This is a genomic window from Amycolatopsis echigonensis (genome assembly GCF_014174495.1).
GTDB lineage: Bacteria > Actinomycetota > Actinomycetes > Mycobacteriales > Pseudonocardiaceae > Amycolatopsis > Amycolatopsis echigonensis.
Genome location: NZ_JACJHR010000025.1, coordinates 80,304 through 93,865 on the forward strand (window position 1 = coordinate 80,304; position 13,562 = coordinate 93,865).

The 13,562-nt window shown below is 69.1% G+C and carries 15 protein-coding genes; 13 read left to right on the forward strand and 2 right to left on the reverse strand.

Features of this window, described 5'->3' with window-relative positions:
* Positions 1–25 precede the first annotated feature (25 nt).
* Positions 26–307 (forward strand): hypothetical protein, encoded by a 282-nt coding sequence (locus H5411_RS19085; protein ID WP_183124507.1) that lies wholly within the window; start codon positions 26–28, stop codon positions 305–307.
* A gap of 4 nt (positions 308–311) precedes the next feature.
* Here H5411_RS19085 and H5411_RS19090 read toward each other — a convergent pair whose 3' ends face one another.
* A complete protein-coding gene (locus H5411_RS19090; RefSeq protein ID WP_246369069.1) occupies positions 312–1,271 on the reverse strand; it encodes an SMP-30/gluconolactonase/LRE family protein in 960 nt (319 codons plus the stop codon).
* Between the two features lie 81 nt (positions 1,272–1,352).
* Between H5411_RS19090 and H5411_RS19095 the strand changes: the two genes are divergently transcribed.
* From H5411_RS19095 to H5411_RS19110, 4 genes are all read left to right on the forward strand, one after another.
* Entirely contained in the window at positions 1,353–1,958 is a 606-nt protein-coding gene (locus tag H5411_RS19095) for a TetR/AcrR family transcriptional regulator (RefSeq protein WP_312878433.1), read from the forward strand.
* Between the two features lie 103 nt (positions 1,959–2,061).
* A complete protein-coding gene (locus H5411_RS19100) occupies positions 2,062–2,481 on the forward strand; it encodes a HutD/Ves family protein (RefSeq protein WP_183124510.1) in 420 nt (139 codons plus the stop codon).
* 7 nt (positions 2,482–2,488) lie between these two features.
* Positions 2,489–3,316 carry an SCO6745 family protein gene (locus tag H5411_RS19105; protein ID WP_183124511.1) on the forward strand — a complete coding sequence of 276 codons (828 nt, stop codon included), beginning with the start codon at positions 2,489–2,491 and terminating at the stop codon, positions 3,314–3,316.
* A 67-nt stretch (positions 3,317–3,383) separates the two neighbouring features.
* A complete protein-coding gene (locus H5411_RS19110) occupies positions 3,384–3,794 on the forward strand; it encodes a hypothetical protein (RefSeq protein WP_101434117.1) in 411 nt (136 codons plus the stop codon).
* Positions 3,795–3,796: 2 nt separating this feature from the next.
* On the opposite strand, the gene H5411_RS19115 is transcribed toward H5411_RS19110, so the two are convergent.
* Positions 3,797–5,494 (reverse strand): DUF1003 domain-containing protein, encoded by a 1,698-nt coding sequence (locus H5411_RS19115; protein WP_183124513.1) that lies wholly within the window; start codon positions 5,492–5,494, stop codon positions 3,797–3,799.
* Between the two features lie 371 nt (positions 5,495–5,865).
* Between H5411_RS19115 and H5411_RS19120 the strand changes: the two genes are divergently transcribed.
* From H5411_RS19120 to H5411_RS19155, 8 genes are all read left to right on the forward strand, one after another.
* Positions 5,866–6,351, forward strand: a complete 486-nt coding sequence (locus H5411_RS19120) for a DinB family protein (protein ID WP_183124527.1) — start codon at positions 5,866–5,868, stop codon at positions 6,349–6,351.
* A gap of 194 nt (positions 6,352–6,545) precedes the next feature.
* Positions 6,546–8,063: a molybdopterin-dependent oxidoreductase gene (locus tag H5411_RS19125; protein ID WP_183124514.1), complete on the forward strand. Its 1,518-nt coding sequence runs from the start codon at positions 6,546–6,548 to the stop codon at positions 8,061–8,063.
* Between the two features lie 64 nt (positions 8,064–8,127).
* Positions 8,128–8,793 (forward strand): fasciclin domain-containing protein, encoded by a 666-nt coding sequence (locus H5411_RS19130; protein ID WP_101434113.1) that lies wholly within the window; start codon positions 8,128–8,130, stop codon positions 8,791–8,793.
* Positions 8,794–8,973: 180 nt separating this feature from the next.
* Positions 8,974–9,828, forward strand: a complete 855-nt coding sequence (locus H5411_RS19135; protein ID WP_244194505.1) for an RNA polymerase subunit sigma-70 — start codon at positions 8,974–8,976, stop codon at positions 9,826–9,828.
* A gap of 70 nt (positions 9,829–9,898) precedes the next feature.
* Positions 9,899–10,474 carry a dihydrofolate reductase family protein gene (locus H5411_RS19140; protein ID WP_101434111.1) on the forward strand — a complete coding sequence of 192 codons (576 nt, stop codon included), beginning with the start codon at positions 9,899–9,901 and terminating at the stop codon, positions 10,472–10,474.
* 337 nt (positions 10,475–10,811) lie between these two features.
* Positions 10,812–12,083: a cation:proton antiporter gene (locus tag H5411_RS19145; protein WP_246369070.1), complete on the forward strand. Its 1,272-nt coding sequence runs from the start codon at positions 10,812–10,814 to the stop codon at positions 12,081–12,083.
* Positions 12,084–12,264: 181 nt separating this feature from the next.
* A complete protein-coding gene (locus H5411_RS19150; RefSeq protein ID WP_183124515.1) occupies positions 12,265–13,362 on the forward strand; it encodes a glycosyltransferase family 2 protein in 1,098 nt (365 codons plus the stop codon).
* A gap of 25 nt (positions 13,363–13,387) precedes the next feature.
* A complete protein-coding gene (locus tag H5411_RS19155; RefSeq protein WP_183124516.1) occupies positions 13,388–13,549 on the forward strand; it encodes a hypothetical protein in 162 nt (53 codons plus the stop codon).
* Positions 13,550–13,562 lie beyond the last annotated feature (13 nt).

The window sequence follows — 13,562 nt, forward strand, 5'->3', positions numbered from 1 at the left end:
GTCCGCTGAACGAAGGAGATTCGTCATGTCCGATGCCATCCGCTGGGCCCGAATCGCGACGATCACCGCCGGTGCGGCGCTGACCTTCGGTGCCATGACCGCGACAGCCAGCGCGACGCAAGTGTGTCCGATGACCGTCCCGGCCGACCAGGGAATCCACGGCTGCGGCCCGGTCCACCAAGACCCGCCGGCCCCGGCTCAGCCCGGTTCGCAGGCGCAGCTGGCCCAGATCCTCCCGACGGTGAGCGTGCCGGCCGACGGCACTCGCGCGGAGCCTGGCCCGAGCGCCCGTACTCCGGTGCGGTGATTCTTCACGAACCGGTGCGCGGACGCAGCTCCGCCCGCACCAGCATGGCGTTGCGGAAGATCCCGTCCGGCGGAGCGGTCGTGCCGCCGTCTGTGGTCACGTAGAGGGCCCGCCCTTCCTCGCCCGGGACCCAGGCAGCGCTGGACGGCCCGACCAGGAGTTCGTCGAACGGCTCGCCCGCGACGTGCCGGACTTCGCTGCCGTGCCGGGGAATGAGCGGCACCCGGTCGAGCGTGTTGGCGCGATGCCTGGTGACGTAAGCGAAACCGGCCTCCTCGTCGAGGGCGAAGTCGTCGGCGTTGTCGATCGCGGCGACGAATTCCGCGCCTCCGGCCGGGTCGAGCGTGCCGGGGTCGACCGGCACCCGCATGAAGACCTTCTGCGCGGTGGAGGTGTAGTAGAGGTATCCGGTCCGGGCGCTGTACCGGACGCCGTTGACGCCCGGCTGTCGCGGCGGGGCGACCTCGGCGTCCGGGTCGTCGGCCATGGTGTCGTGGGCCAGCCAGATCCGGGCCTTCGCACCGCGGGCGTCGGCATCGAGGTCGACGCGCCAGATCAGCCCGGCGAAGCAGTCGGCGACGGCCAGCACTCCGGGGCCGAGCAGGCAGCTGCCGTTGAGGGCGCGCACCGGCTCGTCGAAGGTGAAGATGATCTCCGGGGCCACGGGTTCGCCGGGCGTCCAGCCGGTGAGGTCGAGCCGGGCCAGATGCGATTCGTGGGTCGTGTACCCCTCGGTCAGGCTGATCAGGAAGACGTCCGGCAGGACCTCGACGATCCCGGTCACGGGATGGTCGAAGCGGTGCACGAGCACGGGGTGCCGCGGCTCCGGCACGATCCACAGCTCCTGCTGCAGGAGGACGGTGACCAGCACCGAACCGTCGCCGCGGACGGCGAGGTTCTCCGGGAAGTACTTCTCCGGGAAGGACGCGACCGGGGTCAGCGTGACGTCGGGAACAGGGGTCATGGGCATCGCTGGCGCTCCTTTAAAAGAGGACGGACATCCGCTTTTCTTTCACGGTATGCTCTCGGCGCGAGAAGTGTCAACGTGAGGGAGCGGACGTTGCCGAGGGTGAGCCAGCAGTACAAGGACGACCAGCGGGGAGAAATCCTGGCGGCCGCGCGCCGCTGCTTCCTCCGCAACGGCTTCCACCGCACGTCGATGCAGGACGTCTTCACCGAGGCGGGCAAGTCCGCGGGCGCGGTTTACCGGTACTTCCCGAAGAAGGAGGACATGATCGTCGCGGTCGCCGCGCAGAACCTCGACGACGTCGCCGGGGTGCTGCGCGCTGCCCTCGCCCGCGGCACCGGCGAGAACGGCGTCGGCGAGGTGATGGCGGAACTGCTGGAGGCCGTGACTGACCTGCACCGCGACCGGCAATTGGCGAACATGGCGGTGTTGGTCTGGTCGGAAGCCCAGCGCAACCAGGAACTCGCCGACCGCCTCACCGCCGCGACGGTCGAGATGAGCGCCGAAGTGGCCGGCCTCGTACGCGACCGGCAGGAGGCCGGAGCCTGGACCGGCGCACCCGCCGAGGCTCTCGCGCAAGCGATTCTGTCGCTCCTTCCCGGGTTTCTCTTCAATCTGGCGCTGTCCGGACCGGACGGAGTAGCCGGATTCCCCGACGCGGTCCGCACGCTTTTGCCGCAGTGAGCGCGCCCGCACGAACAGGCTGCTCACCGTGCGCGGCGGCCTCAGAGACGCCGACCGGACACGCGGGTTTGCGTCTGCCGGGGCGAACGAGTGAGATGCTCTGATGCTCATCCCGTCCGAAGTCACCCCGGTCCCCTGGCGCAATGGAGCAGGCACCACCCGGGAACTCGCCGCCCATGCCGACCGCTGGCGGATCAGCGTCGCGGACCTTCTCGAAGACGCGCCGTTCTCGGCTTTCCCCGGCATCGACCGGCTTTTCACCGCTCTCGGCCCGCTCCGGCTGACGATCAACGGCACCCCGGCCGACCTCGAGCGCGGCGACCAGATCCGGTTCGCCGGCGAGGACACCGTGACCGTCAGCATCGACCAGCCGACCCAGGCCCTCAACGTGATGACCCGGCGCGGGCTTTGCCGGGCCGAGGTCGTCCTCCGCGACCCCTCGGCGGAGTGCACGGACGGAGCGGTCACGAGCGTCGACCTCGGCGAGCAAATCGCCGATATTCTCCTCACCACGCTGGCATGATGCAGCGATGACCAGCACCGCTCGGCGCATGTTCGAGCTTCTCGAGCCGATCTGCCTCGTCACGTTCTTCGCCGACGAATGCAACGACGAACTGGCCGCGCTCGGCCACCGCACTTACTGGGACGGCTATTTCGCCAGCCGCGCCGCGCCCTTGGGGCGGGTTCCGGCCGAGGTCGTGCACGCGGCTTTCTACAACTTCGCCGAGGGCGAGGTCGCGCGGCACATCCCGAGCGCGTGGGAGACGATCCCGCCCGAGGCTTCCGTCGCCGCGCGGGAACGAGGCAGCGCGGCCTCGTTGCGCCGGATCCTCGGCGACGAACTGGCCGGGTCTCCAGGGCTGGTGCGCGCCGCCGACCTGACCGCCAAGGCCGCGACGAGCGCACCCACCGCGGGCCGGATGATGTACGCCGGAATGCGCACCCTGCCGATGCCGAGCGATCCGGCCGCCCGGCTGTGGCATTCCGCGACCATGCTGCGCGAGCACCGAGAGGACGGGCACATCGCCGCGCTGGTCGGCGCGCGGATCGGCGGCGCGGAGGCGCACATCCTGTCCGCGCTGGACATGGACATCCATCCGCCGGAGTCGTTCGGACGCGTCCACCATCTGCCGAAGAAGCGGCTGGCCGCGGTCATGAACGGCTTGCGCGGACGAGGGCTCGTCGACAGCGACGGCCACTTCACCGAGGCGGGCCGCGAACTCAAGCAACACATCGAAACCCTGACCGACGAACTCGCCGCCGCGCCGTACGAAGCCCTGTCAGCCGCCGAACTCGACGAACTGATCGCCGCGCTCGAACCGATCACCGCGCGGCTGGTGGCCACCGGATCACGGTGACGAGCCGGCGTAACGGGTCCGCGCCTCGCTGCGACTTCGGGGAATCCGGGTCACAACGAGGTGTCTCATGTCCCTTGCCAAAGCCTTCGCCACCACCACCGCGACCGCCGAACCTACGAGCGGCAACCTCGGCGACGCGGCGCCGGCGGGCACGAAGAACGTCAGCGATTTCGTCACCGTTCAATCGCTGACCAACTTCGCCGCCATGACCGGTGCCGTTTCCGCGGCCTGGGGCGGCGCGCAGCGGCTCTGGAATCCCTTGCACGGCCACTGGTTCCCGTTCACGCTCTGCGCCCTGTTCGGCCTGGTTTCGCTGCTGGCTTCGCGACCGGGCGAAAAAGCGCTCGACGCCAACGGCACGCTGGTGCCCGGCCAGGCAGCTCCGCTGATCCGGTGGCTCCAACCGTCCTTTATCGCGCTGGTCAACGTCTTCGTGCTCTACGGGGCCGTCATGGGAGCCGCCGTGGCGATCAAGTGACCTCAGTCGTGGCGCGCGGCCAAGCGGACGGCGTCCATCGCCGCCACCTCCTTGGGCGTCCGGCGTTGCGCGCCCACGCCGAGGAACCCGCCCTCCTGGTTCACCTCGGCGACGACCGTGGCTATCTCCACCAGGAATTCGCGGAAGTCCGGCAGCTCCGCCGGTGCGGTGGCCGCGACGATCGCTGCGGCCGAGCGGATCGTCTTTTCCGCGTACGGCAGGTATTCGGAGTATTTGACGCCCGGCCGCAGGCCCGTGTCGAACGCCGACGACGCGGCGACCTCGCGGATGAAGCGCCTCGGATGCGCGACGCTCGCTTCCCGCAAGGTTTTCACCAGCGCGAACATTTCGTCCGAATCCACCCCGCCGACGGAGAGCCCGACCAGGATTCCCGACGCCATCATCGCCCGCTGCAGGGTCGCCCATTCCTCGGCGGTGAAATCCTCCTCGCCCGCACCGCCGCGAGCCCGCCCGTCGCGGACCACCTGCATGCCGACGCTGGCCACCAAGCCCGGGATGCTGCGCGCGACGTGCAGTTTCCGCGCCCGCACCGGCTCCGGCAGATCGTCCCAGGCGACCAGATGCGGGTCGGCCACCTCGCCGGAGGCCTGTTCGGTCCGCCACCGGTCGTGTTCCCGCTGGGCCAGCAGCAGGACCTCGTCGTCGGCGAACGCGACGGTGAGGGCCGGGTCGAAAGCCGGCACCATCACGCAGCCGACCAGCGCGAGGTGTTCGCCCAGCTGCCGGGCCTGGGCGCGGGTCACCGCCTTGTGCTCCTCGGGCGCTTGGTCCCAGCGGGGCGGGACCCAGGCGTGGACGGCGCGCTGGGCTTGGCCGTCGACGTCGTGGATGGCCCGCGCGAGATCCTCGATCAGCTCGCCGCGGGTGTAGCGGCTGAGGTCCTCGATCAGCCGGTCCTGCGCCTCGAGCCGCGCCTTCATCCGGCGGCATTCGTGCAGGATCGCCTCGCCGTTGAGGTAGGTCTGCTCGGAACGGCGGTCGCCGGCCTGGCCGAGGACGCCCTGGCCGACCATGATCACAATCATGAAGACCAGCTGGACCAGCGTGGACAGGAAGGTCATGAACGGGAAGGGGTACGGGTCCAGCCGCTGCACGCCGAGCGCGGCCAGGCCCATCCACACCACCTGCGTCCCGGCCGCGAGGTAGAACGCCCACATGCTGCCGAGCCGCTGCGTCAGCCAGGCCGCGATCCGGCCGTTGACGCTCACCGCCTGGTCGAGCGCCTGCGGCGGCCGTTGCACCCGGTGCTGCTGGATCCACGGATGCGGGCTCGACTCCAGCAGGCTCACGCCGCGGCTGAGCGTCCGGTCGTGCTCGTCGAGATGCCGCTGCAGGTCCGCGATCTGCTCGAAGACGGCCTCGGCGTTTTCGTAGGTCTGCACCGAACGGCGGTCGGCCGCACCGCCCAGCACCCGCTGGCCGACCAGGATCACCAGGCACAGCACCAGCTGCACCACGTTGTCCAGGAACAGCAGGAACGCGAACGGATACGGATCGACCGCGCGCAGCGGGCCCCACGTCGCCAGCGCCATCCATCCAGCGACGAGCGCGAGGACGACATACAGCGCGGGCATCGACCCGATCGCGCGCGTCAGCGCGGCCGCGAACGCGCCGTTGAAACCGACCTGCTCGTCCGCGGTCGTGGCCGGACGCCGCGGCAACCGCGGCAGGCGCGGCATGCGTCGGCGGTTCACCCGATCTGTCCGGATTCGGCGGTCGCGCCGGCTTTCCCGCACATTTTCGTTCGCTCCCTGGATCCGCGCCGCGGCACCGTCGAGCCCCTTTCCGCTTCGAGCCGGTCTCTGCGCACCAGTATCCCGGCGCGGTCCGGGAGGGGTCCACGGCACCCGTGCTCCGCTGTCCACAGAGGACTCTTCCGCCGTCCGGCGACGACGCCGCTGGCTTCCCCGGAGCCGATGAGCTTTCCGCTGGCACCTGGTCCGCCCTGACCGGCGTCGTCCTGATGCCCGTCCGCGGGCAGTTTCCGCCGAGCGACGGCTTACCCCTTCTTCACCTGGACCCGGAGATCCGGCAAGCTGGACCGGTGCCCATGGAATCAGCGATCGACAACCCCGCCAAGGACCAGTTCGAGTACTTCATCGACGAGCACCGCGAGGCGCTCCGGCACTGCCTCGACGGGCTCACCGAGGAGCAGGCCCGCCGATCGCTCGTGCCGTCGCGGACCACGCTGCTCGGCTTGGTCAAGCACGCGACCTTCGTGGAGAAGGTCTGGTTCGACGAAGCCGTCACCGGCCGGTCCCGCGCCGAGATCGGCATCCCGGCGACACCGGACGAATCGTTCATCCTCACCGACGACGACACCGTCGAGTCCGTCCAGCGGGCGCACCGCGAAGCGTGCGAGGACTCTCGCCGGGCCACCGCGTCGCTCGAGCTGACCGACCTCCTGCCCGGCAACCGCCGCGGCCTGTTGCCGCTGAGGTTCGTTTACCTGCACATGCTGCGCGAACTGGCGCAGCACTGCGGGCACGCGGACATCCTCCGCGAGCAAATCCTCGCGGAAGCGGCTGCTTCTTGACCGGGTACGCACCGTCCTTGTCGACGCCGACGGCGGCGGAGTTATCCGAGAACTTAGCCGACAGAACGGCCATGTCCACACGAGATCGCACAAATGCGACGTCTCTCGGACGTGACCCCCTCCTGCGGGAGGCTCCCACCGGCGGGTGACCAGCTCACACCCATCCGCCGATGGTCCGGCGACGAATGCCTCGCATGTCCTCCCGTCTGCGGATCCTTCCGGCAGCGCTGTGCGGCGTCCTCGCCCTGGTCGCGGCCTTAACCGCCGGGCACCTGGTCGCGTCGTTCGGCAACATCAACGCCTCGCCGTACCTCGCCGTCGGGAACGGCGCGATCGACCTGACACCGCTGCCGCTGAAGGACTTCGCCGTGCGAACCTTCGGCACGTACGACAAGACTGTCCTGCTCGGCGGCATGGCAGCGGTGTTAGTGCTCGTGTCCGCCACGGCCGGTCTGCTGTCGCGCCGGACGCCGTGGCCGGGCGTCGCGGTGATTGTCGCGTTTGGACTCATCGGTGGGGTCGCCGTGGCCGCGCGACCGGATCTGACCGCGATCGCGTTGCTGGCTCCGCTGGCCAGCCTGGTCGCCGGGACGGCAGTCTTCCTTCTGCTGCACCGAATCGCGACGCGACAGCAGGCAACGGACTCCTCGCGGCGGCGCTTTCTGCTCAGCAGTGTCGGTACCGTCGTCGGGACCGGAGTTCTCGGCGGTGCCGGACAGGCGATCAGCGGGACGCGCGACGCTGCGGCTTCCCGTGCGGCGGTCGGGCAGCTCGTGCCCGCGGTTTCCGCCCCGCCGATTCCCGCCGACGCGGACTTCGCCAAGCTCGGCACCCCGGCGTTTCTCACGCCGAACCGGAATTTCTACCGCGTCGACACCGCGTTGTCCGTTCCGCAGGTGCGCACGGAGGACTGGAGCCTGCGCATCCACGGAATGGTCGAGCGGGAAATCCGGTACCGCTATCGCGATCTCCGCGACCGGCCTCTGGTCGAGCGCACGGTGACGATGACGTGTGTGTCCAATGAGGTCGGTGGCGATTACGTGTCCACTTCGAACTTCGTCGGGGTCGATCTCGCGGATCTTCTGGAGGAAGCCGGAGTACAGCCGGGTGCGGAGCAGTTGTTCTGCTCCAGTGTGGACGGTTGGACGTCCGGCACCCCGGTGGCGGCCGCGCTCGACCGTTCGCGCAGCGCGATGCTGGCGCTCGGGATTAACCGCGAGCCTCTGCCGCTGGAGCACGGTTTTCCCGCCCGTCTGGTCACGCCCGGCCTTTACGGGTACGTCTCGGCGGTCAAATGGGTGGTGGATATCGAGGTCACCACCTGGAAGGCCCGGCAGGCGTACTGGCTCCGCCGCGGCTGGGGCGAGCAGGCGCCGATCAAAACCGAATCGCGGATCGACACGCCCAAGGGCTTCGACACCGTTCCCGCCGGGACAGTGCGCCTCGCGGGCGTCGCCTGGGCGCAGCACACCGGGATCGCCGCCGTGGAGATCAAAGTGGACAGTGGAGCCTGGCAGGCGACGACGTTGTCCGCCGAGGTGAACCCGAATACCTGGCGGATGTGGTGGACCCAGATCGCGGTGAAGCCGGGTACGCACCAGGTGTTCGTGCGGGCGACCGATAAATCCGGCTATACCCAGACGGAAACCCGTGCTGGGACCGTGCCGGACGGCGCGACCGGATGGCATTCCACGACTTTCATCGCTTCCTGACCAATCCGCTGCCGGTCCGGCGCCGAATCCCTCTCGAACAGTCCACTGTGAACGGAGAATTCCCGTGAAGACCCTTTGCCTCGCCGGTATCGGTGCCGCTGCCGCCCTCGCCCTCACCGCCTGTGGCAGCGGCACTGACACCAACGCCTCGAGCGGCAGCAGCCCGTCAGCGATGCCGTCCTCGGCTCCGATCTCCGCGCCGATGTCCAGCAGCGCCTCCGGCGTCACCACCAACGACCAGGTCTTCGGCCCCGCCTGTTCCCAGCTCCCGCAGGGCAGCGCGCCCGGTTCGCTCGACTCGATGGGCCCGCAGCCGGTCGCGTCCGCGGCCTCGACGAACCCGCTGCTCACGAAGCTGGTCGCGGCCGTCAAGGCCACCAACCTGGTCGACACGCTCAACAGCCAGCAGGCCATCACCGTCTTCGCCCCCGCCGACCCGGCGTTCAACGCCCTCGGCGACGCGAAGTTCAACGAGCTGGCGGCCAACCCGAACCAGCTCGCGCCGATCCTGCAGTACCACGTTGTCGGCAAGCGCTACGACGCCAAAGGCCTCGAACAAGCCGGGACCGTCACCTCGCTGAACACCGCGGGCGGCCCGCTGAAGATCGAAGGTTCCGGTGAGAACCTGACCGTCAACGGCGCGAAGATCCTCTGCGGGAACATTCCGACCAAGAACGCGACCGTTTTCGTCATCGACAAGGTGCTGACCCCGGGCACCAACAAAAACTGAGCCGTCGGACCCGGCGCGTGTTCCCGCGCCGGGTCCGGTTTCCCAGAACAGCCCGGCGTGTGCGGCGTCCGCGACTAAGAACCGCAGTACCACCCCATTCCCTCAGCGTCGCGCGTGCCGGATGATGACCAGGTGGACTTCGAAGCGCACCGCGGCGAGCTGACCGCCTACTGCTATCGGATGGCCGGCTCCTTCCACGAGGCAGAGGATCTCGTGCAGGAAACGCTGCTGCGTGCGTGGAAAGCCCGCGACCGGTACGACCCGGCGCGTGCTTCCGTGCGGACCTGGCTGTACCGGATCGCGACGAACGTCTGCCTGACCGCACTGGAGGGCCGGGCCCGCCGCCCGTTGCCCTCCGGTCTCGGTGCCGCGAGCGACGATCCGGGCGCACCGCTGCAGCCGGCGATGGACATCCCGTGGCTGCAGCCGTTCCCCGACGCGCGCTGCGATGCCGACACGCGCGCCGGGCTGCGGCTGGCCTGGATCGCCGCGACGCAGGTCCTCCCGGCGCGGCAGCGAGCAGTCGTCGTCCTCCGGTCGGTGCTCGAGTTCAGCGCGGCCGAGGTCGCTACGCAGCTGGAGACAACCGTTCCGGCGGTCAACAGCGCGCTGCAACGGGCCCGCGCGACGCTCGCCGACGCGGGCGGGATGGACGAGATCGCCGAACCGGACGACGCGGAAGCCCAGGCCGTGATCGACCGGTACGCGCGAGCCTTCGAAGCCGCGGACGTCGAAGGGCTCGTCCGGCTGCTCACCGACGACGCGATCATGGAAATGCCGCCGGTCCCGCTCTGGTTCCGCGGCAGCGACGACTACGGCCGGTTCATGCACCGCGTGTTCGAAATGCGCGGAACCGGCTGGACCATGCGCGGGCTCACCGCCAACGGCCAGCCCGCGCTCGCCGCCTACCCGGCCGACGGGCGCCTGCACACGCTGCAGGTCTTCACCGTGACCGGCGGGCGGATTTCGCACAACGTCGTCTTCGCCGATCCGGGGGTCTTCGAGGCCTTCGACCTGCCGTCGAGGATTTTCTAGCCGGGGACCGATGAGTTCAGCCGGGGCCGCCGGTAAGTACTGGCGACCACCGACTGAAGGGATCTCCGCCATGAGCGTCATCGTCATCGCCTTCACCACCCTCGACGGCGTCGCGTCCGACCCGGACGGCTCCTCCGGCACCCCCGGCGGGGGCTGGGCTTTCCGGCACGGCGCGGAGGCCGTCGCGGGCGACAAATTCCGGGTCGGGAGCACGCTGGACGACGGCGTCCTGCTGCTCGGCCGCACGACCTGGCAGCTGTTCTCGACCATCTGGCCGCACCGCGACGACCCGTTCTCGCGGCGGATGAACGCCGTGCCCAAGCTGGTCGCCACCAGCACCCTCGCCGACACCAGCGCGTGGCAGAACTCGTCGGTCCTCGACGGCGACCTGGTCGACGCGGTGAAACAGGAAGAACGCGACGTCGTCGTCACCGGCAGCCTGAGCGTCGTGCACACCCTGATGGGAGCGGACCTGATCGACGAGTACCGGCTGCTGACCTTCCCCACCGTCCTGGGCGGCGGCACCCGCCTGTTCCCGGACGGCACGGGAACCGCGCATCTGGAGTGCGTTTCGGTCGAACGCGTGGGCGCGGGGACGCTTTCGCGGTATGTGCGCGGAAATTCGGTGGAGGATTCCGGGCGGTAAGCCGTACCCGCCGAACTCTGTACGCTCGGGCCGATCCCGGCCGAGCGCGGACCGGATCGACATCACCGCGTGCCTGCTCGACGAGGCCCGTCAGGCTCGGCTTGCCCACCGCGGCGAGCCGAGCCAGCTTCTTCCTCTGCACCAAGGATTCGCGACATGGCCGCCTCGGCGACGGCTAGCGCGCGGAACCCGCCGAATCGTCCAGCCACCGGCCGATTCCGGGTGGACGTGACGTACACCCGGAAGACCGGAGATCGCGTGCTCCCGCCGGTACACTGTGGAGCGTCAGCGGCCGAAGACGGCTGGGCGCGATCAAAGCCGTGGAGCCGGACGAACGATGTTGATTACCGCATTGCTGGTCCTCTCGACAGCGGTCCTGCTGCGCGCGCTCGCGGCCAAACAACTCGACCGGTGGAACATCGCCGCGCCCGTGCTGATGGTGCTGTGCGGAGTCGCGACCGCGTTGTTCGCGAATCCGGAGAAACTGCTCGAGCTCTTCGACACCGAAGTCGCGCAGCACGTCGCCGAAGTCATTCTCGCGATGCTGCTTTTCGTCGACGCCACCGAGGTCCGCGGCGGACGGCTGTGGGGACACGCGCCCAGCCTCGTCGCGCGGGTGCTGTTCCTCGCGCTGCCGCTGAGCCTCGGGCTGGCCATGCTGGCCGGCTGGGCGTTCTTCCCGGATCTGCCGTGGCCGTTGCTGTTGATCGTCGCGTGCATCGTCATCCCGAGCGATTTCGCCGCCGCTGAACGTGTCGTGCGGGACAAAACCCTGACGCCGCAGGTGCGCAGCGTGCTGAATGTCGAAAGCGGCTACAACGACGGATTGGTCTCGCCGCTGTTCCTGTTCGCGCTCATTCTCGCACGCAGCGACAATACCGCGAACACCGCCGGAAAAGCTCTCGCGACCGCTTTGCCGTTCGCGCTCAAGGCCATTGTCGCCGGAGCCGTCGTCGGCACGGCGATCGGTTTCCTGCTGTTCCTCGCCGTCCGCTCCGGCTGGACTTCCGGACAGGGGCGGCGCATCGCCCTCCTCACGACTCCGCTGCTGACTTACGCGGCGACAGTCGCCATCGACGGCAACGGATTCGTCGCCTGTTTCGTCTCCGGGATCGCCTTCCGCTACGTCTACCGAGCCTTCGCCGCGCGGCACCTCCGCACCTCGGACAGCCCCGCGCGAGAACACTTCGCTCGGCCGTCGGAGGACCTGCAGCTGCTCGAAGAGGTCACCGGAATCCTGACGATGGCGATGTGGTTCGTCGTCGGCGCGGCCGCGGTGGTCGTGGCGTCCTTCGGCATGGAGTGGCAGCCGATCGTGTTCTGCCTCCTCGCGCTGACCGTCCTGCGGATCGTCCCCGTGCTGGTGTCGCTCACGCGGACCCGGATGCCGCTGCGGGACCGGTTCCTCGTCGGCGCGCTGGGCCCGCGCGGCACGACGTCGATCGTCTTCGGGCTGCTCGCGATCAACGGCCTGAGCGGCGGGGAGAGCGACCTCGTGCTGACGCTGACCGTGGTCTGCGTCCTCGGCAGCGTGGCACTGCACGGGCTCGGATCGACGCCCCTCATCACCCGGTTGATGACTCCGCGGGCGCACCGTCAGTCCCGGTAATATCTACTTACAGTAGGTGTCGGCCGAGGGCGAATTCCCAGCTGGCCCACAGGTTCGCGAGCAAATCTCCCCCTTAAGGGTGACGCCTGGAAAATTCGCGTAACGTTCCGTGACCACGAACAGAGTAAGGGTTCAAGCGCGACGCACCACGTCGCCGTTCCGCGCAGAGGATCCCCCGCTCATGTCCGCACCCACGCTCGCCGAACCGCGAACCGGACGGCACTGTTCCGGCAGCGTGCGTGTCGTCGCCGTCATCCCGGCGCACGACGAAGAAGCGCAGATCGCGCACACCGTGGCCGCGCTGCGCCGACAGGACCGGAGCGTCGACGAGGTCTTCGTCGTCACGGACAACTGCACCGACGACACCGCCGGCGTGGCTTCGGCCGCCGGAGCCCGGGTCCGGCCGTCCAAAGACAACGCGCACAAGAAAGCCGGCGCACTGAACCAGCTGCTCGCGTGGCTGCTGCCCAGGCTCGACGAGGACGACGTGATCCTCGTGCAGGACGCGGACTCCACTTTGGACCCGCAGTTCGTCAGCACCGCACTGCACCACCTCGACCGCGGATACGGCGGCGTCGGCGGTGTCTTCCGGGGCGGCCCGGGCGGCGGTTTCGTCGGGCATTTGCAGCGCAACGAATACGCCCGCTATGCCCGCGACGTGCACCGGTTGCGCGGGAAATGCCTGGTGCTGACCGGAACCGCGGCGATGTTCCGGGTCCGTACCCTCCGCGAAGTCTCCACCGCCCGGCTCGTCGGACAGCTGCCGGCAGGCGACGGCAACGGCGGGATCTACGACACCACTGTCCTCACCGAGGACAACGAGCTCACTTTCGCCCTGCTGCACCTCGGACACCGGGTGATCTCGCCCAGCGCGTGCACGCTGGAAACCGAGGTCATGACCAGCTGGAGTGCACTGTGGACACAACGGCTGCGATGGAAGCGGGGCGCGGTGGAGAACTGTGTCCAATACGGACTGACCCGCGTCACGTGGCGGTACTGGGGCAGGCAGCTGCTGACCATGGCCGGCGTCCTGGTGAGCGGAATCTACCTGACCACCCTCGCGATAGCCCTGTACCGCGGCGGCCTGCACCTCAACCCGTGGTGGCTCGGCCTCTCGGCGATCTTCGTGGTGGAGCGAGCGGTGACCGTGCGCTACCGCGGCTGGCGCCGGATGCTGCTCGCCGCGTCGATGTACGAGCTGGTGCTCGACTATTTCCTGCAGGCCTGCCACCTGAAGGCGTACGCGGACGCGCTCCTGCGCACCCGCAAGAACTGGTGAATCCCCGACGGAAGAGAGAATCCCCATGTACCAGAAAATCGGCGCGGCCTCGGCTGCCGGAGTGACCGGCGGACTCGCGTTCACCGGAGTGAACGTGCTGTGGCTGCTGCTGGCCGGATTCGCTTTGCTGGCAGCGGGAACCGCGATGGTGCGGATCCTTCCGAAGGTGCGGAAAAACGACGGGTGACCGCGCTCCCCTG

What these genes read in the sequence shown, in the direction of transcription:
- H5411_RS19085 (WP_183124507.1), top strand. Translation starts at nt 26, where the DNA reads ATGTCCGATGCCATCCGCTGGGCCCGAATCGCGACGATCACCGCCGGT.
- H5411_RS19090 (WP_246369069.1), bottom strand. Translation starts at nt 1,271, where the DNA reads ATGACCCCTGTTCCCGACGTCACGCTGACCCCGGTCGCGTCCTTCCCG.
- H5411_RS19100 (WP_183124510.1), top strand. Translation starts at nt 2,062, where the DNA reads ATGCTCATCCCGTCCGAAGTCACCCCGGTCCCCTGGCGCAATGGAGCA.
- H5411_RS19105 (WP_183124511.1), top strand. Translation starts at nt 2,489, where the DNA reads ATGACCAGCACCGCTCGGCGCATGTTCGAGCTTCTCGAGCCGATCTGC.
- H5411_RS19110 (WP_101434117.1), top strand. Translation starts at nt 3,384, where the DNA reads ATGTCCCTTGCCAAAGCCTTCGCCACCACCACCGCGACCGCCGAACCT.
- H5411_RS19115 (WP_183124513.1), bottom strand. Translation starts at nt 5,494, where the DNA reads ATGCCGCGCCTGCCGCGGTTGCCGCGGCGTCCGGCCACGACCGCGGAC.
- H5411_RS19120 (WP_183124527.1), top strand. Translation starts at nt 5,866, where the DNA reads ATGGAATCAGCGATCGACAACCCCGCCAAGGACCAGTTCGAGTACTTC.
- H5411_RS19125 (WP_183124514.1), top strand. Translation starts at nt 6,546, where the DNA reads ATGTCCTCCCGTCTGCGGATCCTTCCGGCAGCGCTGTGCGGCGTCCTC.
- H5411_RS19135 (WP_244194505.1), top strand. Translation starts at nt 8,974, where the DNA reads ATGGCCGGCTCCTTCCACGAGGCAGAGGATCTCGTGCAGGAAACGCTG.
- H5411_RS19140 (WP_101434111.1), top strand. Translation starts at nt 9,899, where the DNA reads ATGAGCGTCATCGTCATCGCCTTCACCACCCTCGACGGCGTCGCGTCC.
- H5411_RS19145 (WP_246369070.1), top strand. Translation starts at nt 10,812, where the DNA reads ATGTTGATTACCGCATTGCTGGTCCTCTCGACAGCGGTCCTGCTGCGC.
- H5411_RS19150 (WP_183124515.1), top strand. Translation starts at nt 12,265, where the DNA reads ATGTCCGCACCCACGCTCGCCGAACCGCGAACCGGACGGCACTGTTCC.
- H5411_RS19155 (WP_183124516.1), top strand. Translation starts at nt 13,388, where the DNA reads ATGTACCAGAAAATCGGCGCGGCCTCGGCTGCCGGAGTGACCGGCGGA.